General features: G+C 72.5%; 23 protein-coding genes and 3 pseudogenes. 16 read left to right on the forward strand and 10 right to left on the reverse strand.

Annotated features, from left to right (window positions below; genetic code table 11):
• Position 1: 1 nt before the first annotated feature.
• The 4 genes and pseudogenes from ACF1DX_RS33730 to ACF1DX_RS33745 form a co-directional block, all read right to left on the reverse strand.
• On the reverse strand, positions 2-1,345 hold the full coding sequence (locus tag ACF1DX_RS33730; RefSeq protein ID WP_391794967.1) for an ABC transporter substrate-binding protein: 1,344 nt from the start codon (positions 1,343-1,345) through the stop codon (positions 2-4).
• A gap of 136 nt (positions 1,346-1,481) precedes the next feature.
• Positions 1,482-2,480, reverse strand: coding sequence for a LacI family DNA-binding transcriptional regulator (locus ACF1DX_RS33735; protein ID WP_391794968.1), 999 nt, complete (start codon positions 2,478-2,480; stop codon positions 1,482-1,484).
• Between the two features lie 140 nt (positions 2,481-2,620).
• Positions 2,621-2,920 (reverse strand): annotated as a pseudogene (locus ACF1DX_RS33740) (hypothetical protein); the annotation flags it as partial.
• Positions 2,917-3,576 (reverse strand): hypothetical protein, encoded by a 660-nt coding sequence (locus tag ACF1DX_RS33745; protein WP_391794969.1) that lies wholly within the window; start codon positions 3,574-3,576, stop codon positions 2,917-2,919. The gene ACF1DX_RS33745 and the pseudogene ACF1DX_RS33740, both read right to left, overlap by 4 nt.
• A gap of 223 nt (positions 3,577-3,799) precedes the next feature.
• Here ACF1DX_RS33745 and ACF1DX_RS33750 point away from each other — a divergent pair, with 223 nt between their 5' ends.
• Positions 3,800-4,456: a helix-turn-helix domain-containing protein gene (locus tag ACF1DX_RS33750; protein ID WP_391794970.1), complete on the forward strand. Its 657-nt coding sequence runs from the start codon at positions 3,800-3,802 to the stop codon at positions 4,454-4,456.
• A 386-nt stretch (positions 4,457-4,842) separates the two neighbouring features.
• Positions 4,843-5,079 carry a hypothetical protein gene (locus ACF1DX_RS33755; protein ID WP_391794971.1) on the forward strand — a complete coding sequence of 79 codons (237 nt, stop codon included), beginning with the start codon at positions 4,843-4,845 and terminating at the stop codon, positions 5,077-5,079.
• Between the two features lie 13 nt (positions 5,080-5,092).
• On the opposite strand, the gene ACF1DX_RS33760 is transcribed toward ACF1DX_RS33755, so the two are convergent.
• Positions 5,093-5,770, reverse strand: coding sequence for a 4'-phosphopantetheinyl transferase (locus ACF1DX_RS33760; protein ID WP_391794972.1), 678 nt, complete (start codon positions 5,768-5,770; stop codon positions 5,093-5,095).
• On the reverse strand, positions 5,767-6,624 hold the full coding sequence (locus ACF1DX_RS33765; protein ID WP_391794973.1) for a metallophosphoesterase family protein: 858 nt from the start codon (positions 6,622-6,624) through the stop codon (positions 5,767-5,769). Before ACF1DX_RS33765 ends, ACF1DX_RS33760 begins: the two co-directional genes overlap by 4 nt.
• 239 nt (positions 6,625-6,863) lie before the next feature.
• Here ACF1DX_RS33765 and ACF1DX_RS33770 point away from each other — a divergent pair, with 239 nt between their 5' ends.
• Entirely contained in the window at positions 6,864-7,991 is a 1,128-nt protein-coding gene (locus ACF1DX_RS33770) for an ATP-grasp domain-containing protein (RefSeq protein WP_391794974.1), read from the forward strand.
• Between the two features lie 176 nt (positions 7,992-8,167).
• On the opposite strand, the gene ACF1DX_RS33775 is transcribed toward ACF1DX_RS33770, so the two are convergent.
• Entirely contained in the window at positions 8,168-9,505 is a 1,338-nt protein-coding gene (locus ACF1DX_RS33775; protein WP_391794975.1) for a 6-phospho-beta-glucosidase, read from the reverse strand.
• Positions 9,506-9,605: 100 nt separating this feature from the next.
• On the opposite strand from ACF1DX_RS33775, the gene ACF1DX_RS33780 reads away from it, so the two are divergent.
• The 5 genes and pseudogenes from ACF1DX_RS33780 to ACF1DX_RS33800 form a co-directional block, all read left to right on the forward strand.
• Complete coding sequence (locus tag ACF1DX_RS33780; RefSeq protein WP_391794976.1) at positions 9,606-10,376, forward strand: IclR family transcriptional regulator; 771 nt, start codon at positions 9,606-9,608, stop codon at positions 10,374-10,376.
• Positions 10,377-10,637: 261 nt separating this feature from the next.
• Complete coding sequence (locus ACF1DX_RS33785) at positions 10,638-11,834, forward strand: sensor histidine kinase (protein WP_391794977.1); 1,197 nt, start codon at positions 10,638-10,640, stop codon at positions 11,832-11,834.
• Entirely contained in the window at positions 11,831-12,499 is a 669-nt protein-coding gene (locus ACF1DX_RS33790) for a response regulator (RefSeq protein ID WP_391794978.1), read from the forward strand. The genes ACF1DX_RS33785 and ACF1DX_RS33790 overlap by 4 nt, the downstream gene beginning before the upstream one ends.
• Positions 12,500-12,627: 128 nt before the next feature.
• Positions 12,628-14,736 carry an MMPL family transporter gene (locus ACF1DX_RS33795; RefSeq protein WP_391794979.1) on the forward strand — a complete coding sequence of 703 codons (2,109 nt, stop codon included), beginning with the start codon at positions 12,628-12,630 and terminating at the stop codon, positions 14,734-14,736.
• A 146-nt stretch (positions 14,737-14,882) separates the two neighbouring features.
• Positions 14,883-15,080 (forward strand): annotated as a pseudogene (locus ACF1DX_RS33800) (carbohydrate-binding protein); the annotation flags it as partial.
• A gap of 27 nt (positions 15,081-15,107) precedes the next feature.
• Here the strand turns inward: ACF1DX_RS33800 and ACF1DX_RS33805 are convergent.
• Positions 15,108-15,230 (reverse strand): annotated as a pseudogene (locus tag ACF1DX_RS33805) (RNA-guided endonuclease TnpB family protein); the annotation flags it as partial.
• A gap of 143 nt (positions 15,231-15,373) precedes the next feature.
• Here ACF1DX_RS33805 and ACF1DX_RS33810 point away from each other — a divergent pair.
• The 7 genes from ACF1DX_RS33810 to ACF1DX_RS33840 all read left to right on the forward strand — a co-directional run bounded on the left by ACF1DX_RS33810 (position 15,374) and on the right by ACF1DX_RS33840 (position 21,862).
• Entirely contained in the window at positions 15,374-15,532 is a 159-nt protein-coding gene (locus ACF1DX_RS33810) for an Arc family DNA-binding protein (protein ID WP_391794980.1), read from the forward strand.
• 488 nt (positions 15,533-16,020) lie between these two features.
• The gene (locus ACF1DX_RS33815; RefSeq protein ID WP_391795022.1) at positions 16,021-16,200 is read left to right on the forward strand and encodes a hypothetical protein; all 180 of its coding nucleotides are present in this window, start codon (positions 16,021-16,023) and stop codon (positions 16,198-16,200) included.
• Positions 16,197-17,810 (forward strand): glucose-6-phosphate dehydrogenase, encoded by a 1,614-nt coding sequence (gene zwf, locus ACF1DX_RS33820; protein ID WP_391794982.1) that lies wholly within the window; start codon positions 16,197-16,199, stop codon positions 17,808-17,810. Before ACF1DX_RS33815 ends, zwf begins: the two co-directional genes overlap by 4 nt.
• Positions 17,807-18,742, forward strand: a complete 936-nt coding sequence (opcA, locus tag ACF1DX_RS33825; RefSeq protein WP_391794983.1) for a glucose-6-phosphate dehydrogenase assembly protein OpcA — start codon at positions 17,807-17,809, stop codon at positions 18,740-18,742. Before zwf ends, opcA begins: the two co-directional genes overlap by 4 nt.
• Entirely contained in the window at positions 18,735-20,381 is a 1,647-nt protein-coding gene (gene pgi, locus ACF1DX_RS33830) for a glucose-6-phosphate isomerase (RefSeq protein WP_391794984.1), read from the forward strand. The genes opcA and pgi overlap by 8 nt, the downstream gene beginning before the upstream one ends.
• A gap of 6 nt (positions 20,382-20,387) precedes the next feature.
• The gene (gene gnd, locus ACF1DX_RS33835) at positions 20,388-21,272 is read left to right on the forward strand and encodes a phosphogluconate dehydrogenase (NAD(+)-dependent, decarboxylating) (RefSeq protein ID WP_391794985.1); all 885 of its coding nucleotides are present in this window, start codon (positions 20,388-20,390) and stop codon (positions 21,270-21,272) included.
• A gap of 5 nt (positions 21,273-21,277) precedes the next feature.
• Positions 21,278-21,862, forward strand: a complete 585-nt coding sequence (locus tag ACF1DX_RS33840) for a histidine phosphatase family protein (protein WP_391794986.1) — start codon at positions 21,278-21,280, stop codon at positions 21,860-21,862.
• A gap of 191 nt (positions 21,863-22,053) precedes the next feature.
• Here ACF1DX_RS33840 and ACF1DX_RS33845 read toward each other — a convergent pair whose 3' ends face one another.
• Both ACF1DX_RS33845 and ACF1DX_RS33850 read right to left on the reverse strand, forming a co-directional pair.
• The gene (locus ACF1DX_RS33845; protein WP_391794987.1) at positions 22,054-23,847 is read right to left on the reverse strand and encodes a bifunctional sugar phosphate isomerase/epimerase/4-hydroxyphenylpyruvate dioxygenase family protein; all 1,794 of its coding nucleotides are present in this window, start codon (positions 23,845-23,847) and stop codon (positions 22,054-22,056) included.
• Positions 23,848-23,898: 51 nt separating this feature from the next.
• Entirely contained in the window at positions 23,899-24,777 is an 879-nt protein-coding gene (locus ACF1DX_RS33850; protein ID WP_391794988.1) for a shikimate dehydrogenase, read from the reverse strand.
• A gap of 146 nt (positions 24,778-24,923) precedes the next feature.
• Here ACF1DX_RS33850 and ACF1DX_RS33855 point away from each other — a divergent pair, with 146 nt between their 5' ends.
• Positions 24,924-25,589 carry a TetR/AcrR family transcriptional regulator gene (locus ACF1DX_RS33855; protein WP_391794990.1) on the forward strand — a complete coding sequence of 222 codons (666 nt, stop codon included), beginning with the start codon at positions 24,924-24,926 and terminating at the stop codon, positions 25,587-25,589.
• Positions 25,590-25,615 lie beyond the last annotated feature (26 nt).

A 25,615-nucleotide genomic window follows, 5' to 3' on the forward strand; every position in this document is an offset into this window, starting at 1 on the left:
GTCAGCTCCGGGCCAGGATGCCGTCGATCTTGCCGGAGGCGTCCTTGAGGAGCCGGTCGATGTCCGCGTCCTCCTGGGTGAGGACGGCGGAGACGACACCGTCGAGGACGGAGTAGAGCTGCTGGGCGTGCGGCGGCTCGATCTTCATCTCCAGTTGCCGGCTGCCGTCGAGGAAGGCCTGGTAGTTCTCCACCGGGACGTTGGCGTTGGCCTTCTTGACCTGCTGGTCCTTCTCGTCGGCGGCGCCGGTGAACAGGCGGGGCTCGGGCAGGCCGACCGGGGCGTCGTTCCTCTTGGCGCGGGCGTAGTCGCCGAGGAAGCCGTCGCCGGGGGTGAGGAACATGTGGTCGAGCCACTTGAGGCCGGCGCGGATCTGTTCGGGTGAGGCGTTCTTGTCGAACATGTAGCCGTCGCCGCCGATGAGGGTGCCTTCGCCGCCGGGCATGGGGGCGAGGGCGATGTTCTCGTACGCGGCGCCCTTCTCCTTGACGAGGATCGGGATGTTGTCGGGGGCGGCGAGGTACATGCCGAGCTTGCCGGCGCCCATCATCTGCTGGACGTCGTTGATGACGAGCAGTTGCTTGCTGCCCATCGACTCGTCCTTCCACCGCATGTCGTGGAGGGTCCGGAGCACGGCGTGGCCCTCGGGGGTGTCGATGGTGGCCTTCCTGCCGTCGGCGCTCACCACGTCGCCGCCCTGGGAGTAGAGCTCGGCGGTGAAGTGCCAGCCGCCCTGGTTCTGGGCGCTGTAGTCGGCGTAGCCGACGGTGCCGTCGCCTAGTGCGGCGATCCTCTGGGCGGCGTCGCGGACTTCGGCCCAGGTGGTGGGCGGCCGGTCCGGGTCGAGGCCGGCCTTCTCGAAGAGCTCCCGGTTGTAGATCAGGCCCATGGAGTAACCGGTGCGCGGGATGCCGTAGACCTTGCCGTCGACGGTGTAGATGTCGCGGAGCTGCTGCTGGATGGTGTCGTAGCTCTTCAACTCCTTGACGTACGGGGTGAGATCGGCCGCCTGGTTGATGTCGACGACGTGCCGTGCGTCGGTGAAGTACGTGTAGAAGACGTCCTCCATCTGCCCGCCGGCGAGTTTGGCGTCGAACGTCTTCGGGTCCTGGCACGGGAAGGCGTCGTGCGGGACGACGTCGATGCCGGGGTTCTTCTTCTCGAAGGCGGCGATGTCCTCCTCGAAGAACTGCCGGTCGACCTTGGCGCTCTTGGGCGGCATGCAGTTGACGGTGATGCGGGTCTTGCCGCCTGCGGCGTCGTCGCCGTCCGAGCCGCAGGCGGTGAGCGCGAGCGCGCCGGCGCCTAGCGCGACGAGGGTACGACGGATCCCGGTGTTTCTCATCGGTGGACCCCTTAAGGGACAGGAGCGAGTGAACCCCTCGGAACAGGAGCGGTGGGCGGGGCACACTCAAGCACCGACGACATCGGTCCGCAAGATGTCGCGCAGAATTTGAAATTATTCGACAGCTGAGTGGATCTCAGGGACGAGGTGCCTGGGCGGTCGACCCCCGCACCACCAACTCGGGTTCGAAGAGCAGTTCTTCGGGGGCCACGGCGCTGCCGCTGATCTGCGCGTTCAGCAGCTCCACGACCGCCTTGCCCATGGCCTCGATGGGCTGCCGGACGGTGGTGAGCGGGGGCTCGGTGCAGTTCATCAGTGCCGAGTCGTCGTACCCCACGACGGATATCCGCCGCGGGACGTCGAGTCCCTTGCGGCGGGCGGCCCGTACGACACCGAGGGCGAGGGGGTCGCTGGCGCAGATGAAGCCGGTGACGCCCCGGTCGATGAGCCGGGAGGCGGCGGCGTGACCGCCCTCGATGGAGAACATGGCGCGGGCGACGTGCTCTTCGGGCACCTCGCCGGCGACCGCGAGGGCGGCGGCCAGCTTGCGGGCCGAGGGCACGTGGTCGCCGGGGCCGAGCACCAGCCCGATGCGCTCGTGGCCGAGCGAGGCCAGATGCCGCCAGGCCTGCTCCACGGCCACGGCGTCGTCGCACGACACGGCGGGGAAGCCGAGGTGCTCGATGGCCGCGTTGACGAGGACGACCGGGATGTTGCGCTCGGCGAGCCTCCGGTAGTGGTCGTGGGGCGCGTCGGCCTGGGCGTACAGGCCGCCGGCGAACACCACGCCGGACACCTGCTGCTGGAGCAGCAGGTCCACGTAGTCCGCCTCGGAGACACCGCCCCGCGTCTGGGTGCACAGCACCGGCGTGAGACCGAGCTGGGCCAGCGCGCCGCCGATGACCTCCGCGAAGGCCGGGAAGATCGGGTTCTGCAGCTCGGGCAGGACCAGGCCGACCAGCCGGGCGCGCTCACCGCGGAGCTGGGTGGGCCGCTCGTAGCCGAGCACGTCCAGGGCGGAGAGCACCGCCTGCCGGGTGGCCTCGGAGACTCCGGGCTTGCCGTTGAGCACCCGGCTGACCGTGGCCTCGCTGACCCCGACCTTCTTCGCCACCACAGCAAGTCGTCGTGTCATGCACGCAAGAGTAGCGCAAGAAACGCAAGCGACTTGCGTTTCCGCGCAAATTCGTTGTCAAGGCGCCGCCCGGAGCCCTCGGACATGTCCGAGGTGGCGGGTCGTCACGGCCCGTACGGTCTCCGTGTCCCGGGCGAGCTGTGCGTGTACTCGTCGAGCTGCCGGTCGGGGACGGCGGTGACCCGGAAGCTCTTGTGGGGCACGGTGTCGGCCAGCCCCTTCTTGGCGAGGTCGAGCATGGCCTCGCGCACGGGGCCCCGAAGCGGGCGGCGAGGACGGGGGGCCGAGTACACCTCGCCGGGGCGCAGTTCCCCGGCGATCAGCGCGGTCCGCAGCGCGTCCGCGACCCGCTCGCGGTAGCCGGGCCGGCGGCCGCCCGGATCGGGGAGGGCGGTGTTCAGGGGAAGACGGCGGACGTCGTCGGCGAAGGACCGCCTCAGCCGGTGGAGTGGACCACTCTCAGGTGGGAGGCGGCGCGGCGGCGCCCGCGCCCCCCGGACGGGGTACGGCGCGCCTCGCGCAGGACCAGCGTCAGCCGGGTGCAGTCCATGTCCTGGAGGGCCGGGGTCGTCTCCGTGACGATCCGGCAGTCCGTGGCGCCCCAGCGCGGGTCGGGGTGCAGCAACGGCCGTACGGCGCCGTCGTGTTCGGCGGCCTGCTCGCCGACGGCCCGCAGCCAGTGCGGCAGTCCGTGCCGGTAGGCGGCCTCCATGATGGGGTCCTGGGCGATGTCGCGGCGGATGGCCGCCAGGCCGTGGTCGTGGCCGTACCGTTCGACGGTCCCGGCGAAGTGGGCCAGCATCGGCAGGCACCAGCTCGACTCGTGGTCGCCGAGCACCGTGGCCGCGTCCGGGTGGAAGAGGACGAACCGGAGGAAGTTGTCGGCGGGCAGGGCCGTGGGGTGCGGCTCCACCCCCTGGAAGAGCGTCCGGAAAGCGGTGTTGGTGAGCAGCACGTCCCAGCGGTGGTCGACCACCAGGGAGGGAAAGGGGACCGCCTCCAGGAGGACGGCGTAGTCCCGCAGATAGGCCTGGGCCCCGGGAGTCCCGGGGACGGGCCGCGGTACCGGCCGCGGCCCTCCTGCCTGATGTGCCATCGGGAGGTCACCCCTCTTGCCTGTGCGGCCCTGACGCGGCGCCCCGATCCTGCTGCCCGCACGCGAGGCGTGTCAACTATCGTGGCATTTCATGCCGGTCGACGGCTGAAATTGGCCACAGTTGTGGCGAGACCTGGATGTGAGTTCGAGGCAACGGCTAGTCTCCGTCAGGTTCACGGCAATCGCTTGTGAGAAGCCTGTGAGAGACGTAGGAGATCTTTCGGTGACGGGTGGCTTCGAGGGTCCGGGCGCCACGCCGACGGCCGCGCTGCCGGCCGTCGTCGCCCGCGTCACCGCACTCGCCGACCGGCTCGGTGTGGCGCACACCGAGGTCTTCGACGTCGGCCGGCTGTCCGCCGCCTCCGGTGTCCCCGAGTCCGTGGTCAAGGCGCTGCTGAGCGGCCGGTCCGCGGGCGAGCCCGATGTACAGGCGCGGTTCGTGCAGCGGCTGGACCTGCTGCGCCGCACCCGGCTGAAGCCGAACGGCCGCAAGTACACGCAGCAGGAGATCGCCGACGGCGCGGGCATGTCCCGGCAGCAGGCCGGAGCACTGATCAACGGCGACCGGCGCCCGACCATGGAGCACTGCGACGCCATCCAGCGGTTCTTCCGGGTGCACGCCGGTTTCCTCACCGCCGAGGACCCCGAGGCGCTCGCGGGCGCGCTCCAGCACACCGAGCAGGAACTGCTGCAGAAACTCGCGGACCGTGAGCGGGCGGCGGCGGCACCGGCCGACGACCCGCTGGAGCGGCTGCTGCAGGACCACGGGGTGCGCCAGATCGCCTGGCGGGCCGCCCAGCTGCCCACCGACCAGCACCGCGACAAGGTCGCGGAGTGGCTGGACATGCTCCTGGAGAGCGTCCAGCGGCCCAGGACCTGACCCGGGGGCGACGCGCCGCCCGTACGGCGGGTTCCCGGCGGAGCCGACGCTTCCCGTCCCGGCACCGCCCGCCGATCCGTACGCGGCTCCGCGCGAGGTGGTGAGCGGACGCCGCGGCCGGCCCGTGCCGTTCCGTACGGCGCCCCTCCCAGCCGGGGCGGCGAGCGGGCCGGTACGACGCCGCGCGGGCCGGTACGGCGGAAGCGGGGCCGCGGGGCGGGACGAGGCGTCACCGGGATGCCCGGGGTCACGGGACCGGGCGGGCACGTCCCGGCGTGTGTGCCCGCCGGGCGGGCGAAGCGGCCCCTGGTGGGACCCGGCTGTCAGTGGCGGGCGGCAAGCTGGAGGCGATGGGTGACCGATCTCGACACGGGGAGAGCCGAGCGATGTCCACAGCCGTACCGACCGACCGTGAGCGCACCGCCGTCCAGGCCTATCTGCGGCTGCTGCACACGGTGCGCGCCGCCCTCGACACCCGGTCGGGCCCGCCGGGGCCCGTCGGGCCCCCGCTGGTGCCGCCCTCCGTGCTCGCCGAGGCGGAGACCGCCCTGGCCCGGGCGGGCCTGGCCGGCAACGAGGAGGTGTTCTTCCGGATGCTGCGTGACTGGTACCCCGGGCCGTAGGAGGGGTGCCCCGCTAGCTGTGCGGGACGGCGACCGCCGTCGCGACCAGGTCCTTCCCGGTGATCCAGCGGCCGGTGAAGTGGTCGACCACCCGGGTGCCGACGCGCGGGCCGGGGACGAGGAGGGTGGCCCGGAAGCCGCCGCGGGTGTGGTCGCCGGGGTCGGCGAAGAAGTCGAGGTCGGCCTCCATGAAGTCCAGCCACTTCCCGGTGAGCGGGAACCACGCCTTGTAGACGGACTCCTTGGCGCTGAACAGCAGCCGGTCCCAGTGCACGGCGGGCAGCTCCTCGGCCAGCCCGCCGATCCGCGCCGCCTCCCGCGGCAGCGCCACGGAGGACAGGACGCCCTCGGGCAGCGGAGCGTGGGGCTCCGCGTCGATGCCGAGGGACGCCAGGTCGGCGGCGCGCACCAGGGCGGCGGCGCAGTAGCCCTGGCAGTGGGTCATGCTGCCGGCCAGCCCGTCGGGCCAGACGGGGGCGCCCCGCTCACCGGGCAGCACCGGCTGCGCGGGCACGCCCAGCTTGTCCATGGCGCGGCGGGCACAGGAGCGTACGGCGGTGAACTCCCTGCGGCGCTTGGGGACGGCGCGCTCCAGCAGCGCCTCCTCCTCGGGATACAACGGGGCGTCGACGCCCTCGTCGCCGTAGGCCTCGACGGCCACCACCGTCTGCGGCAGCAGTTCCTCGATCATCGCCCCTCGTCCTCCCGCGGCACGATCCGGCGCAGCCGCCCCGGCGGCTCTTTCCGCTTGCGCCATTCACGCGGATAGCCCACCGAGACCTCCTCGAAGCGGACGCCGTCCTGCCGGGTGGTCCGGGGGATGTGCAGGTGGCCGTAGACCATGGTGTGGACGGGGAACCGCCGGTGCCAGTCGTCGGTGAGCACGGTGCCGCACCACATGGCGAACTCGGGGTACCACAGGACGTCCGTCGGATGGCGGTGCAGCGGCCAGTGGTTGACCAGGACGAGCGGCAGCCCGTCCGGCACCTCGGCCAGCCTGCGTTCGGTCTCGGCGACCCGGGCCCGGCACCAGGCCTCCCGGCTCGGGTAGGGGTCGGGGTGCAGCAGCTGCTCGTCGGTGCAGACGACTCCGGTGCCGTGCGCGTACTCCAGTCCCTCGGCCTTGGTGGCGCACCCGGGCGGCAGGAACGAGTAGTCGTACAGCAGGAACAGCGGTGCGACGGCGACCGGGCCGCCGGGGCCGTCCCAGACGGGGTAGGGGTCCTCGGGTGTGATCACCCCGAGGTCGCGGCACTGCTCGACCAGATGGTCGTAACGGGCGACGCCGCGCAGGGTGACCGGGTCGCTCGGATGGGTCCACAGCTCGTGGTTGCCGGGCACCCAGACGACCTTGGCGAACCGGCCGGCCAGGGTCTTGAGGGTCCAGCGGATGTCCTCCACGGTCTCCGCGATGTCACCGGCCACGATCAGCCAGTCCTCGTCCGACTCGGGCCGCATGCCGTCGACCAGGGCACGGTTCTCGGCGTAGCTGATGTGCAGGTCGCTGATGGCCCACAACTGTCCGCCGCCGTCTGTCCCCGACATCACCCGTCTCCCCTCCAGCCGTCAGACCCGCCTTCACGAAGAAGATCACATCCATGCCGCCGGAACAAGCACGGCCCTCACTCGGGTGTGGTACGGGAACGGCTCTCGAAGCCCTATGATCTGCCCCATCACCACCGCCGTGAAACGTCCTGCGCACAGGGCGGTTCGGTGACCCTCCACACTCCTGCCCGGGCAACGGGTCACTGAACCCTGCCCGCGACCCTCGGAAGGCGGCCTGCATGGTCTCTCGCGTACGCGTCTGGCTCAACCGCACGTACGCGGAGAACGTGTTCTTCATGGATCAGCTGCGGAGAAATCCCGGCGACCGGGCCGTCGAGATCCACGCCACCCACGGCGACCCCGACTCCCCCGTGCTGGCCGCCGCCGACACCGCCGAACTCGAACCCGAGGGGCTGTCCCCGGCGGCGTACGTCGAGTACGCGCTCGCCCAGTGCGCGCGGCGCGGCATCGACGTGTTCGTGCCCCGGCTGCACCAGGCGGCGATCGTCGCGCACCGCGCCGAGTTCGAGGCGGTCGGTACGGCGCTGCTCGCGCCGCCGCCCGAGGCGGTGGCCGTGTTCCACGACAAGGTGATCGCCTATGAGGCGGTCCAGGCGATCGGGGTGCCCGTGCCGCCGTGGTGGAGGGTCCGTGGTGCGGACGAACTCGTGGCGGCTGTGGACGAGTTGGAGGCGGGCGGGTACCGGGCCTGCTTCAAGCCCGCGTCCGGCGCGGGCGGGGTGGGCTTCCGCGTGATCACCCGCGCGCCCTTCTCGCTCACCCAGTTGAGCGGCTTCCCGAGCCCGTACGTGCCGCTCGGCCTGGTGCTGGACGCCCTGCGGGAGGCCGACGAGCCGGTGGACTGGCTGGTGATGCCCCGGCTGGAGCAGCCCGAGGTGTCGGTGGACTGTCTCACCGGCACCGACAACCGGATCCGGCTGGCGGTGGGGCGCACCAAGAACGGCCGGCGCAGGGGCTTCACGCTGCACGAGCGGTGGCTGGAGCCGGCCCGGCGGATCGCGGAGGGCTTCGGACTGCATTACCTGTCCAACATCCAGTTCCGGATGCTGGGCGAGCGGCCCGTGCTCATGGACGTCAACACCCGGCCGGCGGGCGGGCTGCACCAGTTGTCGCTGTGCGGGGTGAACGCCCCGTGGGCCGCCGTACGGCTGGCGCTCGGCGAGGACCCGGGCGAGCTGGCGCCGCCGTTCCTGGCCCAGGACTACACGGTGGTGTCGGGTCCGCGTCCGCTGCTGCCGGTGACGTTGCCGCAGCAGCGTGCCGACGTGCCCACGGCCGCGCTGGGTGCCGTACCGGCTCAGGCCGCGCCCGTGGAACCGCGGACGGCGACCGGGGCGCGCGCGTAGAGATTTTTTCGGGGAATTTCCGCCAGGGGTGTATCAGGAGCAGGACCGCGTGCTCTTGATGGTGAAGGCGACTTGGGGAAGCCGCCGGGGGGAAGCACGGGGGAACGGGGGACTCGGGTCGGTCGGCCGCTGTCACGGGGGGCGACCGGCCGGCCCGAAGCCGAGCGCCGTGCCGGCTAGCCGAGGTAGGCGAGACCGGGGTGGACGGCGGTGTAGCCGTCGACGAGACGGCGGGCCACGTTCACCGAGTCGACGAGCGGATGCAGCGCGAACGCCTTGACGGCCGTCGCGCGGGAGCCCGACCGGGCCGCGGCGAGCACCTCGCGCTCGACGGCCTTGACGGCGCAGACCAGACCGGTGGCGTGGTCGGGCAGCGGGTCGACGGAGACCGGGTGCGCGCCACTGGCGTCCACCAGGCAGGGGACCTCGATGACGGCGTCCCCGTCCAGGGGCGACAGGGTGCCGCGGTTGCGGACGTTGAGGATCAGGGTGGTGCGTTCGTCGCGGGCGATCGCCCGCATCAGGGCGAGCGCCACGTCCTCGTAGCCGCCGGACAGATCCTCGGCCTCGCGTTCGCCCGCACCGGCCGCCTCCCGGTTCTCGGCCATGTAGGTGGCCTCGCGTTCGGCGCGGGTACGGTCCCACAGCTCCAGGGCGGGCACGTCGGGGTCGGCCACCCCGGCGTAGAACCGTGCCTGCTGGTCGTGGAGGAACGCGCCCCGCGTCCGCTCCGCCTCCCGGTAGGCGCGTACGGTCTCGCGGTTGAAGTAGTAGTAGTGCAGGTACTCGTTGGGGATCGCGCCCAGGGACCGCAGCCAGTCGGCGCCGAAGAGCCTGCCCTCCTCGAAGGAGCCGAGCAGGACGGGGTCGGCGAGCAGGCGCGGGAGTTCGTCGCGGCCGGCGATCCGCAGACCGCGCACCCAGCCGAGGTGGTTGAGACCCACGTAGTCGATCCACGCCTCCCGCGGCCGCGCGCCGAGCACCCGGGCGACACGGCGGCCGAGGCCGACCGGTGAGTCGCAGATGCCGATGACGCGGTCGCCGAGGTGGCGGGACATGGCCTCGGTGACCAGGCCGGCGGGGTTGGTGAAGTTGATGACCCAGGCGTCGGGGGCGAGGCGGGCCACCCGCCGGGCGATGTCGACGGCGACGGGCACGGTGCGCAGACCGTAGGCGATGCCGCCCGCGCCGACCGTCTCCTGGCCGAGCACGCCCTCGGCGAGGGCGACCCGTTCGTCGTTCGCCCTGCCCTCGAGGCCGCCCACGCGGATCGCGGAGAAGACGAACGCGGCGCCGCGCAGCGCCTCGTCGAGGTCGGTGGTGAAGGCCACCTCGGGCGCGTCGGGCACACCGGAGGCCTGTTCGGCCAGTACCCGGGCGATCGCGCGCAGCCGTCCGGCGTCCACGTCGTGCAGGACGACACGGGTCACCCGGCCCTCGGCACGGTCCCCGAGCAGTGCCCCGTACACCAGCGGCACCCGGAATCCCCCACCGCCCAGAATCGTCAGCTTCACATCCGCACCTTCCCACCACGACGAACCGGGACGACCCTACTCGCGGCGCGACCGCGCCGGGTACGCTCCGCCGCCCCGACCCACCGGAGGACAGCCGGACATGACCAGCCGCTCCGCGTCCGACCGTCTGCTGTCCGTGCTCGCGGCCTTCGACCACGCGCACCCGGCGCTGACGTTGACGGACATCAGCCGCCGGGCCGGGCTCACGCTGACCACCGCGCACCGGCTCGTGGGCGAGCTCGCCCGGTGGGGCGCACTGGAGCGGGACGTGTCGGGGACGTACCACGTCGGGCTGCGGCTGTGGGAACTGGCCGCGCTCGCCCCGCGCGGGCCGGCGCTGCGGCAGGTCGCGCTGCCGTACCTGGAGGACCTGTACGAGGCGACGCACGAGAACGTGCAGCTGGCGGTGCGCGACGGGGGTGACGTCGTCTACACCGAGTGGCTGTCGGGGCGTTCGTCGGTCGGCGTGCACATACGGGTCGGCGCCCGCTGGCCGCTGCACGCCACCGGGGTGGGCCTCGCCCTGCTCGCGCACAGCGACGCCGGCTTCCAGGAGGAGTACTGCGCGGGCCCGCTCGCCGCCTTCACCCCGTACACGATCACCGAACCGGAGCCACTGCGCCGGGTACTGGCCGAGGTACGGCGCTCGGGTGTCGCGGTGAGCGACCGTCAGGTCACCCCGGACGCGCTGTCGGTGGCGGCGCCCGTACGCGGCCCCGACGGCGCGGTCACCGCCGCGGTGTCGGTCGTCGTCCCCCGCTCCGACGCCCGCGTCCCCACCCTGATCCCGGCCCTGCGCCTCGCGGCCCGCGGCATCTCCAGGGCCCTGGGCTGGCACCCGACCGCCCCGGCCCCCGCCGAAGACGCCTGAACTCCGGCTCCCGTCCCGGGCCGGGACTGCCGGGACCCGGGGGAAGCGGACGCGGCTGAGGAGCCGGCTCGTCACGTTCCCGCAGCCCCGGGGCGTCCGTCGGGCGAGCCGGAGGCCGCGGCATCGTCCCTCCCCTCGGCCGGAGCGGCGGACCGTCCCGCCCCGTGCGTGCGGAGCCGCGGCGAAATCCCTCTCACCGGTGAGGACCGGGCTCCCTGTTCCTCGTGATACTGGTACGGCCCCCGCCCCGAGGAGCCGCTCATGTCCCTCCGGTCCGCCTTCGCACCGGTCGTCGTGCGCTGGCGTACGGCGAGTCCGTACGCCCTCGACACGGCGCTCGCCACGCTCGTGCTGTTCGCCGTCTCCCTGCAGTGGGTCTTCCCCGACGAGGGCGACGACCGGCTGACCTGGCAGGGCTGGCTGCTGGGTGCCGCCACGGCCGTACCGCTGGTCTGGCGGCGGCGCGCACCCTGCGCGGCCGCGTGGGCCGTGTCGGTCGCCACCCCGGCGCAGGCGCTGTACCAGGCTCCCCCGCCGGACGTGATGTACGGCGGGATGGTCGTCCTGTACACCCTGGCCGCCCTGGGCAGGCCCTGGCAGCGCCGGATGATGCTCGCGGGCTGGGTGATCGGGGTCGTCGTGACCATGCAGCACCTGGCGGGCGACGAGCCCTTCGAGTACGCCTTCCATCTGCTGGGCCTCGTCTGCGCCTACGCCCTCGGGGTGCTCGCCCGGGTCCAGCGCGCGTACACCACCGAGCTGGAGGACCGGGCCCGCCGGCTGGAACGGGAGCGGGCCGCGGACACCGCGCGGGCCCGCGCCGAGGAACGCGCCCGTATCGCCCGGGACATGCACGACATCCTGGCGCACGCCGTGAGCCTGATGGTGGTGCAGGCGGAGGCCGGGCCCGTGGTGGTGCGCAAGGATCCGGAGCGCGCGGAGGCCACGTTCGACACCATCGCGACGACCGGACGGGACGCGATGGCCCAACTGCGGCGCATCCTCGGCGTGCTGAAGGAGGAGCGGCCGGACGACGAGGCCGCGCGGCGGCTGCCGCAGCCGAACCTGGCGGCACTGCCCCTGTTGGTCGGCCAGGTGCGGGACTCCACGGGGCTGCGCACCGAGCTGCGCACCACGGGCGTACCCTGCCCGCTGTCCTCGGACACCGAGGTCGCCGCCTACCGTGTGGTCCAGGAAGCTCTCACCAACACCGTGAAGCACGCCCGTGCCTCCCGCGCCGTGGTGGAGCTGGACTGGGCGGAGGACCAGGTGACCCTCACGGTGACGGACGACGGGCGGGGCACCCCCACGCCGGTCGGCGGACACGGGCTGATCGGCATCCGGGAGCGAGCCGCCGCCTGCGGGGGCAGCGCCGAGACCGGCAGCGGCCCGGACGGCGGTTTCCGGGTCGTCGTACGCCTGCCGGTGGCCGCCGACCGGGAGGGGGTCCTCGGATGAGCATCCGGGTGGTCGTCGCCGACGACCAGGAGCTGGTCCGGGCGGGCTTCGGCATGATCCTCGACGCCCAGGACGACATCGAGGTGGTCGCCGAGGCGGGGAACGGCGAGGAGGCCGTCGCGGCGGTGCGCCGGCACGCCCCGGACGTGCTGCTGCTCGACATCCGCATGCCGGTGATGGACGGCCTGGAGGCGGCCCGCCGGGTGTGCGCGCAGTCGGGCTGCAAGGTGGTCATGCTGACCACGTTCGACCTGGACGAGTACGTGTACGAGGCGCTGTACGCGGGTGCCAGCGGCTTCCTGCTGAAGGACGTCCGCCGGGACGACCTCGTGCACGCGGTACGGGTGGTCGCGGCCGGTGACTCGCTGCTCGCCCCGGCCGTGACCCGGCGGCTGGTCGCGGACATCGTGCGGTGCCGCCGGGAACAGGCCGCCGGGGCCGCCACCCCGCAGCGGCTGGACGCGCTCACCGCCCGCGAGACGGAGACGCTGCGGCTGCTGGCCCGGGGACTGTCCAACGCGGAGATCGCGACGACCCTGTTCGTCAGTGAACACACCGTCAAGACCCATGTGAGCAACGTGCTGGGCAAGCTCGGTCTCAGGGACCGGGTGCAGGCGGTGATCTGCGCCTACGAGACGGGTCTGGTCGCCCCCGGCTCCCCCTGAGGAGTGAGTGAGGGGGCCGTCTCCCCCGTACGGGCGAGGGCCGCGAACCGCTCCCCCGGGCGATCCGGCGCACCGCCCCGCGGCACGAGTCTGGGAGGCGACGGAGAACCAACTCGCCGGGAGGGAACGTGCTTTCCGCACTCGCCCGGGCGGCCACCCGCCGCCCCTTGACCGTGATGCTCCTGTGGGGGCTCTTTCTGCTGCTGGGATTCGGGCTGGGGACGGGCGTGTTCGCGCGGCTCTCCGACAACGTGCCCGAAGTACCCGGAACCGAGTCGGAGTCGGCCGCCCGGTACCTGGACCGGGTGGACCCGGCGGGCGAGTCGATCACCGGCGTGGTGGCCGGCACCGCCGTCTCGGACCCGAAGCTGCGCGCCGAGGTCGAGCGGGCCGTGGCCGACGTGCGGACGGTCGCCGGGGTCGCCGCCGTGCCCGACCCGTACACCACGCCCGGTCTGACCGCCGAGGACGGGCGGGCGCTGATCATCCCCGTCACGCTCGAGGGCGGTCTGGACGACGACGCCGAGGAGCGCACGCTCGACGCGGCGGCCGAACGGATCAGGGAGATCGACGCCCCCGACGTCCACGTGAGCGGGGGCCCGCTGCTGGGGCGGCAGATCGCCGAGCGGGCCCAGGAGGACGTGAAGAACGCCGAGTTGATCTCCCTGCCGGTGGTGCTGGCGCTGCTGCTCGTGGTGTTCGGCGGGCTGCGCTCGGCGTTGCTGCCGCTGGTCGTCGCGGTCGGCGGGATCGCGGGGGCCTTCCTGGCGCTGTTCCTCTTCAGTGAGGTCACGGACATCTCCGTGTACGCGATCCAGGTGACGACGATGCTGGGGCTCGGGCTCGCCGTGGACTACGCCCTGCTGATGCTGGTGCGGTTCCGGGAGGAGCGCCGGCACACCGAGGACGTCGCGGAGGCGGTGCACCGCACGGTCGCGGCGGCCGGGCGGACGGTGCTGTTCTCCGGGCTCACGGTGACCGTCAGCCTGACCGGGCTGCTGGTCTTCCCGAGCGTGTTCCTGCGCAGCATGGGCCTCGCGGTCGCCGCCGTGGTCGTCATCGACATGCTGGCCGCGCTCACCCTGCTGCCCGCGCTGCTGGCCCGGTTCGGCGGGCGGATCGCCCCGGCGAAGGACCGGCCGGAGGACGGGGAGGGCCGGCTCTTCGCCCGGATCGCCCGCTTCGCGGCCCGGCGCCGGATCGCCGTACTGGCCGTGGCCGTCCCGGTGCTGCTGGTCCTGGCGGTGCCGGCGGCCGGGATGCGGATCGCCCTCGGGGACGCGCGGCAGCTGCCCACGGACACCGAGGCCCGGCAACTGCACGACACCGTGGACGGCCACTTCCCGCCGGGGACCGGGGTCACGCCGGTCACCGTCGTCGTCCGGCCCGGTGCCGACGGCACGGTCGTCGACGGGATCCGCGCGCTGTCCCCGGCCACCACGGCCCGTGAACTGCCGGGCGGCGCCACGGTGCTGGAGATCCGGCCGCCCGGCGCGGCCGACGGCGAGGAGGCGACCGGGCTGGTCGAGCGGGTGCGGGAGGTACGCGGTGACGAACCGGTCGAGGTCACCGGGCCCGCGGCCCAACTGGTCGACTTCCGCGCGATGCTCGCCGAACGGGCACCGTGGGCGGCCGTGACCGTCCTGGCCGGCATCTTCGTGCTGTTGTTCGCGTTCACCGGTTCCGTGCTGCTGCCGCTGCGCACCATCGCGACGACGCTGCTCAGCCTGGGCGCCGCGCTCGGTGCGGTGGTGTGGGTCTTCCAGGACGGTCATCTGGCCGGGCTGCTGGGCGCCGAGGGGCTGGGCGCGCTGAGTCTCACCGCGCCGCCGCTGATCGTGGCGATCGCGTTCGGACTGGCCATGGACTACGAGCTGTTCATCCTGGCCCGGATGCGGGAGGCCCGGGAGCGCACCGGTGACGACGCGGAGGCCGTGGTGGATGGGCTGCGCCGCTCGGGCAGGGTGGTGACCTGTGCGGCGCTGCTGCTGGCGGTCGTCTTCGCCGCGTTCATGACGGGCGGCTTCTCGCCCGTCCTGCAGATCGGTCTGGGGCTCACCCTGGCCGTCCTCATCGACGCGACCGTCGTACGCATGCTCCTGGTGCCGGCCACCATGTCCCTCCTCGGGCGCCGCGCCTGGTGGGCCCCGGCGCCGTTGCGGCGGGTCCACGAGCGCTTCGGGCTCCACGAGGAGCCCGCGAAAGCGGCTCGGCCGCGGGTGCCGACGGGAGTGTGAGGGCCCGCGCACACCGGCCGGCACCGTTCACCCGACGGAGCGCCGGAAGTTCGCCCCCTCCGCCCCTTCCCTTCCCTGAGGGCTCCACCCCCCAGACCCCCACGTGCAGTTCCCCGCGCCCCTTCAGGGGCGCGGGGCTGTGTCGAGTCGACTTCGGCTCGAACCCGGCCCGGCAGTTCTCCGCGCGGGTGGCGAGCGGTGCGGCGTCGTGCGTCAGCGAGCTGGTCGAGGTGCGCCTGGACAGCCGGAGCAACGCGCCCGTCGGCGGCTTCGCCGTGGGCAACACGGGCGGCCGGCAGTCCTGGCGGACCGTCCCGGCGAACATCAGCGACTTGACTTCCTCCCCTCCCTGAAGGGAGGGGATTCCTGGCTCAGGCTGTCTGCGGGAGCAGCGCTCCCGGAGGTCTTCCGCCCTCGGCACCAGCCGGGTTGAGACCAGCCCGGACCAGCATCACACGCGCGGAGTTCTTGTCCCTGGGGGATACGGCCACGCACTCGTTCCAGATCCACCGGCAGCGCGCCCACTCGGCCATCAGGCCCGCGCGGGCGGTCGACGACACGCGGAGCCGGTAGGTGTACCGGGCACGCCCGGCATCCTCCCTGCACTCCACTGGTGTCATCATGGCATGGTTTTAGCATGGAAGACGAGAAGCGGATTTCTCTCCGCCTACCCACGGAACTGCACGCACGCCTGGCCGAGAAGGCCCGCACCGACCGGCGGTCCCTCAACTCCGAGATCGTCCACCTGCTTGAGGCCGCACTCGGCCCGGTGGGCGGAGACGGGCAATCGCCCTGACGGCGATCGCTCTTTCCTTGCCCTGCTCCGCAGGAGTTCGATTCCTCCCGGGCCTGAAGGGCGAGGCATCCTCGGAGGTATCTGGTGAACGTCACCTGGTTCACCTTCGGCCACTGATCCCACCCCCCACACCGGCCCTCCCCGGCCGGGAACGACGGAGGGCCCCGCGCGTGCGCGCGGGGCCCTCCGTCGCACGCTCCGGCCGGAGACTGCATGGTCATGGCGGTTCCGCGGTACCCGGCGCCGCGCGAGGAGCGGGGCCGCCGACACCGAGGGCGTCCCGCAGGCCGGGAGGGAACCTGCCACCAAAAAGATCATACTTTTAAACTTGGACACATGACGGCATCGATGTTGCTCGAACCGAGGACTTCTTGAAGTGACGCGGCGTGCCACCCGCCCCGCGCGGCGCCACCCCGGCAACGTGACCGCCGGGGAATCACCGGCCGCCGCACACGGTTGTCATGGCCGCGAGAAAGAAGATGAGCACTGTGAGTGAAACAGCCGTGAGGGCCCTCCCCGGTGAGCGCCGGGCGTCCGCCGGGGTGAAGGACCCGGCGGACAAGGACACCCTGGACCACGAGGGCGTCGCGAAGTCCGGGGATGCCTGGCAGGCGCTGCGCGACGCGGTGACGAAGTCGCCCGACCGCAAGGGAGCTGACGCGGAATGACCGACGAGACGACCGAACCGACGACGGACGCCCCGGACGGACAAGAAGAACAGGGGGAGAGCCTCGCGGCCCTCCCCGCACCCCCGGCCGACTGGGCCAACCCGCTGCGCGACCCGCGGGACCGGCGGCTGCCCCGGGTGGCGGGCCCCTCCGGTCTGGTCATCTTCGGGGTGACCGGCGACCTGTCCCGCAGGAAGCTGATGCCGGCCGTGTACGACCTCGCCAACCGGGGTCTGCTGCCGCCGGGCTTCTCGCTGGTGGGGTTCGCCCGCCGGGACTGGGAGGACCAGGACTTCGCCCAGGTCGTGCACGACGCCGTCAAGGAGCACGCGCGGACCCCGTTCCGCGAGGAGGTCTGGCAGCAGCTCGCCGAGGGCATGCGGTTCGTTCCGGGCGACTTCGACGACGACCACGCGTTCGACCAGCTCCGTGAGGCCGTGGACGAGCTGGACGCCCATCGGGGCACCAGCGGCAACTACGCCTTCTACCTCTCCGTACCGCCGAGGTTCTTCCCGAAGGTCGTCCAGCAGCTGAAGAAGCACGGGCTGGCCGACGCCCCCGAGGGGTCCTGGCGGCGCGCGGTGATCGAGAAGCCGTTCGGGCACGACCTGAGGTCGGCCGAGGAGCTCAACGCGATCGTGCACGAGGTGTTCGACCCGGAGCAGGTCTTCCGTATCGACCATTACCTCGGCAAGGAGACCGTCCAGAACATCCTGGCGCTGCGCTTCGCCAACCAGATGTTCGAGCCGATCTGGAACCGGTCCTTCGTGGACCATGTGCAGATCACCATGGCGGAGGACATCGGCATCGGCGGGCGCGCGGGCTACTACGACGGCATCGGCGCCGCCCGTGACGTCATCCAGAACCACCTCCTCCAGCTCATGGCGCTCACCGCGATGGAGGAGCCGGCCTCCTTCGACGCGGCCTCGCTGCTGACCGAGAAGCTGAAGGTGTTCCGGGCCGTGAAGGTCCCGGACGACCTGGGCCGCAGCACGGTGCGCGGACAGTACGAGGGTGCCTGGCAGGGCGGCGCCAGGGTGCGCGGCTATCTGGAGGAGGAGGGCATCGACCCCTCCTCGAAGACCGACACCTACGCCGCGATCAAGCTCGGCGTGGACAACCGCCGCTGGGCGGGCGTCCCCTTCTACCTGCGTACCGGCAAGCGGCTGGGCCGCCGGGTCACCGAGATCGCGGTGGTCTTCCAGCGGGCGCCGCACTCCCCCTTCGACTCCACCGCCACCGAGGAACTCGGGCAGAACGCGGTCGTCATCCGGGTCCAGCCGGACGAAGGCATGACGGTCCGCTTCGGCTCCAAGGTGCCGGGCACGTCGATGGAGCTGCGGGACGTGACCATGGACTTCGCGTACGGCGAGTCGTTCACCGAGTCCAGCCCGGAGGCGTACGAACGGCTCATCCTGGACGTCCTGCTGGGGGACGCCAACCTGTTCCCCCGCCACCAGGAAGTGGAAGAGTCCTGGAGGATCCTCGACCCGATCGAGGAGTACTGGGCGTCGCACGGCCGGCCGGCGCGGTACACCTCGGGCAGCTGGGGCCCCGCGGAAGCCGACGAGATGCTCGCACGAGACGGACGGAGCTGGCGCAGGCCATGAAGATCGACCTGACCGACACCACGGCAAGCAAGGTCAACAAGGCGCTGGTGCAGGGCCGCCGCGCCATCGGCACACCGGCCGTGGGCATGGTCCTGACGATGGTGATCGTCACGGACGAGGAGAACGCCTACGACGCGATCAAGGCGGCCGAGGAGGCCTCGCACGAGCACCCCTCACGCACCCTGGTCGTGATCAAGCGGCACACCCGCAACCCGCGCGAGCGCACCCACCCCCGGCTGGACGCCGAGGTCCGGGTCGGTTCGGAGGCCGGCACCGGCGAGACGGTGGTGCTGCGGACCTACGGCGAGGTGTCCGACCACGCCGACTCGGTGGTGCTGCCGCTGCTGCTGCCGGACGCGCCGGTGGTGGTGTGGTGGCCGACGGACGCGCCCGAGAACCCGGCGCAGGACCCGCTGGGCGCGCTGGGGCAGCGCAGGATCACCGACCTGTACACGGCCGAGAACCCCATGGAGGTACTGGAGGCCCGGCGGCGCACCTACGCGCCCGGCGACACCGACCTCGCCTGGACCAGGCTGACGCTGTGGCGCTCCATGCTGGCGGCGGCGCTGGACCAGGCGCGGGCGACGGTGATCTCGGCGACCGTGGAGGCCGAGGCCGACAACCCGGCCGCCGAGCTGCTGGCGCGCTGGCTGGAGGCTCGGCTGCGGGTGACCGTCGACCGGGTGGTGACCGCGGGGCCCGTCGTCACGGCGGTCCGTCTCGGCACCGCGGACGGCGAGGTCGTCATCGACCGTCCCGAGGGCCCGCTGGCCACGCTGACCCTGCCGGGGCAGCCCCCGCGCCGGCTGGCGCTGAAGGTCCGTCCCACCTCCGAACTCATCGCCGAGGAGCTCAGGCGCCTCGACGCGGACGAGATGTACGCCGTCGCCCTGCGCGGCGAGGCCACCGAGGAGATCCCCGCCCATGTCTGACGTCCCCGAGCCGACCCGGCGCCCCCAGTGGACCGCCCTGGAGAACCACCGCGCGGACACGCTGCCCCGGCCGGACCTGCGCGAGCTGTTCGACGCCGACCCGTCCCGCGCCGAGCGGTACGTCGTGCACGTGGGCGACCTGCGCATCGACTACTCCAAGCACCTGGTCACCGACGAGACGCTCGCCCTGCTGCGCGAACTGGCCGAGGCCGCCGATGTGTCCGGGCTGCGTGACGCCATGTTCCGCGGTGAGCGGATCAACGTCACCGAGGACCGGGCCGTGCTGCACACCGCGCTGCGCGCCCCGCGGGACGCGGTGATCGAGGTCGACGGGGAGAACGTCGTCCCGGCCGTGCACGCCGTGCTCGACAGGATGGCCGACTTCGCCGGCCGGGTCCGCTCCGGCGCGTGGACGGGTCACACCGGCAAGCGCATCCGCAATGTCGTCAACATCGGCATCGGCGGTTCCGACCTCGGTCCGGCGATGGCGTACGAGGCGCTGCGCCCGTACACCGACCGCTCGCTGACGTTCCGGTTCGTGTCCAACGTGGACGGCGCCGACCTGCACGAGGCGACCCGGGACCTGGATCCGGCGGAGACGCTGTTCATCGTCGCCTCCAAGACCTTCACCACGATCGAGACGGTCACCAACGCCACCTCGGCACGGACCTGGCTGCTCAAGGGTCTGGGAGGTGACGAGAAGGCGGTGGCCCGGCATTTCGTCGCGCTGTCGACCAACGCCGAGAAGGTCACGGGCTTCGGCATCGACACGGCGAACATGTTCGAGTTCTGGGACTGGGTCGGGGGACGCTACTCCTACGACTCCGCGATCGGCCTGTCGCTGATGATCGCCATCGGCCCGGACCGCTTCCGGGAGATGCTCGACGGGTTCCGGATCGTCGACGAGCACTTCGTCAACGCTCCCGCCGAGGCCAACGCCCCGCTGCTGATGGGCCTGCTGGGCGTCTGGTACAACAACTTCCTCGACGCCCAGTCGCACGCGGTGCTGCCGTACTCGCACTACCTGTCGAAGTTCACCGCCTACCTCCAGCAGCTCGACATGGAGTCCAACGGCAAGTCGGTGGACCGGCAGGGGCGTCCCGTCGGCTGGCAGACGGGACCGGTGGTGTGGGGCACGCCCGGCACCAACGGGCAGCACGCCTACTACCAGTTGATCCACCAGGGGACGAAGCTGATCCCGGCCGACCTGATCGGCTTCGCCCGCCCGGTCGCCGAGCTGAGCGACGAACTCAAGGCGCAGCACGACCTGTTGATGGCCAACCTGTTCGCGCAGGGCCAGGCCCTCGCGTTCGGCAAGACCGCCGAGGAGGTGCGGGCGGAGGGCGTGCCCGAGGAGCAGGTGCCGCACCGCACCTTCCGGGGCAACCACCCCACCACGACCATCCTGGCCACCGAACCGACCCCCTCGGTGCTCGGCCAGCTGATCGCGCTGTACGAGCACAAGGTGTTCGTCCAGGGCGCCGTCTGGGACATCGACTCCTTCGACCAGTGGGGCGTCGAACTCGGCAAGGTGCTCGCCAAGCGCGTCGAGCCCGCCCTCTCCGAAGGCGCCGACGTCCCCGGCCTCGACCCGTCCACGGCCGCGCTGGTGGCCGCCTACCGCGAACTCAGGAAGTGAACTGACATGGAGATCGGTCTTGTTGGGCTCGGCAAGATGGGCGGCAACATGCGCGAGCGCCTCCGCAACGCCGGCCACACCGTCATCGGGTACGACACCAATCCCGAGCTCTCCGACGTCGACCACCTGTCCGACCTCGTCGTCCGGCTCGAAAGGCCGCGCGCGGTGTGGGTGATGGTGCCGGCCGGCGCCGTCACCCAGCAGGTCGTCGACCAGCTCGGAAGCCTGCTCAGGCCCGGCGACACGGTCGTCGACGGCGGCAACTCCCGCTGGACGGACGACGAGAAGCACGCCAAGGAGCTGGGCGCCCGGGGCATCGGCTTCGTCGACGCGGGTGTCTCGGGCGGCGTGTGGGGCCTGAAGAACGGCTACGCCCTGATGGTCGGCGGCGACGAGGAGCACGTGGAGCGGCTGAAGCCGATCTTCGACGCGCTCAAGCCGGAGGGTCCGTACGGTTATGTCCACGCGGGCAAGGTGGGCGCCGGGCACTTCGCGAAGATGGTCCACAACGGCATCGAGTACGCCATGATGCAGGCCTACGCCGAGGGCTGGGAGCTCCTGGAGAAGGTCGACTCGGTGGACAACGTCCGGGAGGTGTTCCGCTCCTGGCAGGAGGGCACCGTCATCCGCTCCTGGCTGCTCGACCTCGCGGTGAACGCCCTCGACGAGGACCAGCACCTGGAGCGGCTGCGCGGATACGCCGAGGACTCGGGCGAGGGCCGCTGGACCGTGGAGGCGGCCATCGACAACGCCGTGCCGCTGCCGGCGATCACCGCCTCGCTGTTCGCGCGGTTCGCCTCGCGCCAGGAGGACTCGCCGCAGATGAAGATGATCGCGGCGCTGCGCAAGCAGTTCGGCGGCCACGCCGTCGAGTCGGCGAAGAAGGCGTAACGACCGTGGGGGATCTGCTGCTGGCCCGGCACGGCGAGACGGAGTGGAGCAGGGCGGGCCGGCACACCGGCCGGACCGATCTTCCGCTGACCCCGGCCGGTGAGGCCCAGGCCAAGTCCCTCGCGCCGCTGCTGGCGGGGCGGGCCTTCGGGCTGGTCCTCGCCAGTCCGCTGGTCCGCGCCCGGCACACCGCCGAGCTGGCGGGACTGACCGGAGTGGTGGAGGAGCCGGACCTGCGGGAGTGGGACTACGGCGGCTACGAGGGGATCACCACCGCGGAGATCCACCGCACCCGGCCCGGCTGGGACCTGTGGACCGACGGGGTGCCGCCCGGCCGGGAGTTCCCCGGCGAGTCCCCGGAGCAGGTCGGCGAGCGCGCGGACCGGGTGCTGTCCCGGGTGGCCGGGGCGCTGGAGGAGGGGGACGTGATGCTGGTGGCGCACGGCCACCTGCTCCGCGTCCTGACGGCCCGCCGCCTGGGCCTGCCACCGTCCGCCGGACGCCTGTTCCGCCTGGAGACGGGTACCCTGAGCCGCCTGTCGCTGGAGCACGGCCGCCCGGTGATCGCGGAGTGGAACACACGGCCGTGATCCGTGGGCCGGACCCCGGTCACCCGCCCCGGGCGGCTGCGGCCGGGGCCGGCCTCTGTTCCACCCGGCTCTCCGGCAGGGTGCGGCCCGTCACCCCTGCGCGCGGTTGCGGGCCGGGAGAAGAGGGGCCGGCGGACACCGGCGCCGCGGCCCGTGCCGCGATCTCCACGGCCCGGTAAGGGCTCGGGCACTCAGCCGCCCGTGTGTGTCTGTGCCGCGTGCTGGGCGGCCAGGCGGACCGGGGCGTTGCGGGCGCCGTAGCCGCGGTGGGCGCCGTCGCGCTGGACGAGTTCGAAGAAGACGCGGCCGACGGTGAGGGTGTAGCAGTGGCGCAGGGTGCCGTGCTCGTCGGCGTCGTAGAGGATGCCCAGGTCGCGGTAGGTCTCCAGCTCGCCGTCGGCGAACTCGTGGCGGGCCGCGAGGTCGTCGTAGTAGTTCGCCGGGATGGGCAGCAGCCGGCCGCCCGCGTCGCGGAAGCGGCGGGCCGCGGCGACCACGTCGTCGGTGGCGAGCGCGATGTGCTGGGCGTGCACGGTGTCGTCCGTGGGCGCGGCACCGACACCGAGGGCGATCCGGACACTGCCGTCGGCGTTGCCGACCGCGCGGCTGCGCTGCAGGCCGTAGGGGTCGGCGAGGTCCACGCTCTCGTCGGCGCTCAGCCCGAGCACGCTGCGGTGGAAGAGGGCCGCCTCGTCGAAGTGGTGCCAGGGCTGGGTGAGGGCGAGATGGTCGATGTGCCGTACGGCCGTGGCGGCGGGGGCGTGCTCCACGTCCGCGAAGTCGGACCGCCAGCCGCCGGAGAGCGTCCGGGTGCCGCAGAAGAACAGTTCCGTGCCGTCGGGCGCGGCCACCGCGTCGAGCGGGGCGTCCTCGGGGGCGCGGCGGCGCGGCAGTACGGGCGCCAGCAGGGCCTCCGCGCGGCGGGCGGCACCGGCGGCGTCGGGTGACTCGAGGCCGACGGCCGCGAGCCGGGTGCCGTCACGGCGTACGGCCGCCCCGGTGTTGACGAGGATCCGGGCCTTGCCCTGCTGCCACAGGTCGACGGGTTTGCCGCGGTGCCGGGCGGTGCGGGCGAAGCCCAGCGCGTCGAGCAGACCCGCGAGGGGGTCCGCGTCGGGCGTGACGAGTTCGGCGAAGGCGAACCCGGTGGGGACGACGGGGGCCGGAAGTTCGGCCACGCCCACCTCCTCCTGGAGCATCAGCAGGGAGCGTCGGGCGTCCACGGCGGTCGGTCCGGCCTCGGCCTGCCGGACGACGTCGTTGAAGACCTCCAGGGAGAGGGGCCCGGCGTAGCCGGTGCGCAGCACGTGGCGGACCAGTCCGGCGACGTCGAAGCCGCCCTGGCCGGGGAAGCAGCGGTGGTGGCGGCTCCACTGCAGCACGTCCATCGCGGGCAGCGGGGCGTCGGCGAGCTGGAGGAAGAAGATCTTCTCGCCGGGGATGTCCTCGATGCCCCGGGGGTCACTGCCGCGCGAGAGGATGTGGAAGCTGTCCAGACAGGTCCCGAGCGCGGGATGCCCGGCCGCCTCGACGATGCGCCAGGCGTGGTCGTACGTACTGACGTGCCGCCCCCAGGCCAGCGCCTCGTACGCCACCCGGATGCCGAAGTCGTCCGCCAGGTCGGCCAGTTCGCTCAGCTGCCGCGCGGCGAGGGCGTCGTCGTCGACGGCGGACGGGTCGACGCTGGAGCAGACGAGGACCGTGTCGGCGCCCAGCCTGCGCATCAGCTCGAACGTGTGCCGGGCGCGGCGCAGATTGCGGGCGAAGAGGTCCGCGGGCACGGCCTCGACGTCCCGCAGCGGCTGGTAGAGGTCGATGCCCAGGCCGAGGTCGGCGCAGCGGGCGCGGATCTCCTCGGGGGTGAGCACCGCGGTGAGCAGGTCGTTCTCGAAGATCTCCACGCCGTCGAAGCCGGCCCGTGCCGCGGCCGTGAGCTTCTCGGTGAGGGAGCCGCTGAGGGAGACGGTGGCGATGGACGTACGCACGTCGGTACCTCTTGCTTCTGTGGGGCTTCTCGGTCTCTCGGGCTTCCCGGTCTACTTCGGCGCCCCGACGGCGCCGTCGGTCAGCTCGGTGAGGTCCGCGAGCATCCGCGCGCTGTCGGGTTCCCGGCCGGTGAACAGGCGGAACGCGTCGGCGGCCTGGAAGGCGGCCATGCCGCCGCCGTCGAGGGTGGCGCAGCCGGCCGCGCGGGCGGTGCGCAGCAACTCGGTCTCCAGCGGGCGGTAGACGACCTCGGCGACCCACAGTCCGGGGTGCAGCAGCCCGGCCGGCAGGGGCAGGCCGGGGTGGGCGGCCATGCCGGTGGGGGTGGCGTGCACGAGGCCGTCGGCGGCGCCGAGCAGCTCCGGCAGCCGGTCCGGGGGCGCGGCGGCGGCGCGGCCCGGTCCGAAGCCGCGGTTCAGCGCGGCGGCGAGGTCGGCGGCCCGCTCGGGCAGCGCGTCGACGACGGTGACCCGTTCGGCGCCGAGGGTGAGCGTGGCGTGCGCGACGGCCGCGCCGGCGCCGCCCGCGCCGAGCTGCACGACCCGTTCCAGCGGGGCGTCGGGCAGACCGCGGGCGAAGGCGGCGGCGAAGCCGGTGACGTCCGTGTTGTGGCCGATGGCGCGCCCGCCCTCGAACACGACGGTGTTGACCGCGCCGAGCGCCTCGGCCCGCGGGTCGAGGGCGTCCAGGTGCTCGACGACGAGCCGCTTGCACGGGTGGGTGATGTTGAGCCCGTCGAAACCGAGCAGCCGGGCGGCGCGCAGCAGCTCGCCCACCGCCTCGGGCGGGACACCGATCGTGTCGAGGTCGAGGAGTCGGTAGAGACAACGCAGGCCCTGCCGGCCGGCTTCCCGCTCGTGCAGCGCGGGGCTGAGCGAGGGGCCGATGCCGGAGCCGATCAGCCCGACGAGATACGAGTCCTTGAGCACCGCGGACCTCCAGAGGCGGCTCACTAATGTACGAACCAGTACGTTAGCTATATCAGCCGTCCGGTGCCCGCGGGAAGACCCGTCGGGCCGGGCGAGGGGCTGCTTCTAGAATCACCGGCACCGCACCCCCGGCCCGAAGGGACCCGATGACCAGCGTCGAAGAACCGGCACGGCCCGGCGAGCGCATCCGTGACGCCGCCCGCACCAGGGCCGAGATCCTCGACGTGGCGACGCGGGAGTTCTCCCGGGCCGGCTACGACGGGGCCCGCGTCGACGAGATCGCCGCCCGCACCCGCACCACCAAGCGGATGATCTACTACTACTTCGGCGGCAAGGAGCAGCTGTTCACGGCCGTGCTGGAGCGGGCGTACGGGGTGATCCGCGAGGCCGAGCAGCAGTTGGACGTGGACCATCTGGACCCGGTGGCGGCCATCCGGCGGCTGGCGGAGCTGACGTTCGACCACCATGAGCGGCACCCGGACTTCATCCGCCTGGTCGGCATCGAGAACATCCACGGCGCGGAGCACATCGCGGCCTCCGAGGAACTGGGCCGGATGGGCTCGCCCGCGCTGGACGTGATCCGCCGGATCCTGGCGGCCGGACAGGAGTCGGGGCTGTTCACGGCCGACGTCGACGCCGTGGACCTGCATGCGATGATCAGTTCCTTCTGCTTCTTCCGGGTGTCCAACCGGCACACCTTCGGCGCGCTGTTCGGCCGCGACCTGGTGGCCCCTGACCGGCGCGAGCACTACCGGGCGATGCTGGGCGACATGGTGATCGCCTATCTGACGGCGGAACGCACGGCGGACTGAGCCCTGCCCAGGACCTGACCGAAGTC

Origin of the sequence: Streptomyces sp. NPDC014676 (assembly GCF_043084105.1) — a bacterium.
Taxonomy (GTDB): domain Bacteria; phylum Actinomycetota; class Actinomycetes; order Streptomycetales; family Streptomycetaceae; genus Streptomyces.

What these genes read in the sequence shown, in the direction of transcription:
- opcA (WP_391794983.1), top strand. Translation starts at nt 17,807, where the DNA reads ATGAAGATCGACCTGACCGACACCACGGCAAGCAAGGTCAACAAGGCG.
- ACF1DX_RS33770 (WP_391794974.1), top strand. Translation starts at nt 6,864, where the DNA reads ATGGTCTCTCGCGTACGCGTCTGGCTCAACCGCACGTACGCGGAGAAC.
- pgi (WP_391794984.1), top strand. Translation starts at nt 18,735, where the DNA reads ATGTCTGACGTCCCCGAGCCGACCCGGCGCCCCCAGTGGACCGCCCTG.
- ACF1DX_RS33785 (WP_391794977.1), top strand. Translation starts at nt 10,638, where the DNA reads ATGTCCCTCCGGTCCGCCTTCGCACCGGTCGTCGTGCGCTGGCGTACG.
- gnd (WP_391794985.1), top strand. Translation starts at nt 20,388, where the DNA reads ATGGAGATCGGTCTTGTTGGGCTCGGCAAGATGGGCGGCAACATGCGC.
- ACF1DX_RS33810 (WP_391794980.1), top strand. Translation starts at nt 15,374, where the DNA reads ATGGAAGACGAGAAGCGGATTTCTCTCCGCCTACCCACGGAACTGCAC.
- ACF1DX_RS33780 (WP_391794976.1), top strand. Translation starts at nt 9,606, where the DNA reads ATGACCAGCCGCTCCGCGTCCGACCGTCTGCTGTCCGTGCTCGCGGCC.
- ACF1DX_RS33765 (WP_391794973.1), bottom strand. Translation starts at nt 6,624, where the DNA reads ATGTCGGGGACAGACGGCGGCGGACAGTTGTGGGCCATCAGCGACCTG.
- ACF1DX_RS33790 (WP_391794978.1), top strand. Translation starts at nt 11,831, where the DNA reads ATGAGCATCCGGGTGGTCGTCGCCGACGACCAGGAGCTGGTCCGGGCG.
- ACF1DX_RS33755 (WP_391794971.1), top strand. Translation starts at nt 4,843, where the DNA reads ATGTCCACAGCCGTACCGACCGACCGTGAGCGCACCGCCGTCCAGGCC.
- ACF1DX_RS33730 (WP_391794967.1), bottom strand. Translation starts at nt 1,345, where the DNA reads ATGAGAAACACCGGGATCCGTCGTACCCTCGTCGCGCTAGGCGCCGGC.
- ACF1DX_RS33760 (WP_391794972.1), bottom strand. Translation starts at nt 5,770, where the DNA reads ATGATCGAGGAACTGCTGCCGCAGACGGTGGTGGCCGTCGAGGCCTAC.
- zwf (WP_391794982.1), top strand. Translation starts at nt 16,197, where the DNA reads ATGACCGACGAGACGACCGAACCGACGACGGACGCCCCGGACGGACAA.
- ACF1DX_RS33745 (WP_391794969.1), bottom strand. Translation starts at nt 3,576, where the DNA reads ATGGCACATCAGGCAGGAGGGCCGCGGCCGGTACCGCGGCCCGTCCCC.
- ACF1DX_RS33855 (WP_391794990.1), top strand. Translation starts at nt 24,924, where the DNA reads ATGACCAGCGTCGAAGAACCGGCACGGCCCGGCGAGCGCATCCGTGAC.
- ACF1DX_RS33735 (WP_391794968.1), bottom strand. Translation starts at nt 2,480, where the DNA reads ATGACACGACGACTTGCTGTGGTGGCGAAGAAGGTCGGGGTCAGCGAG.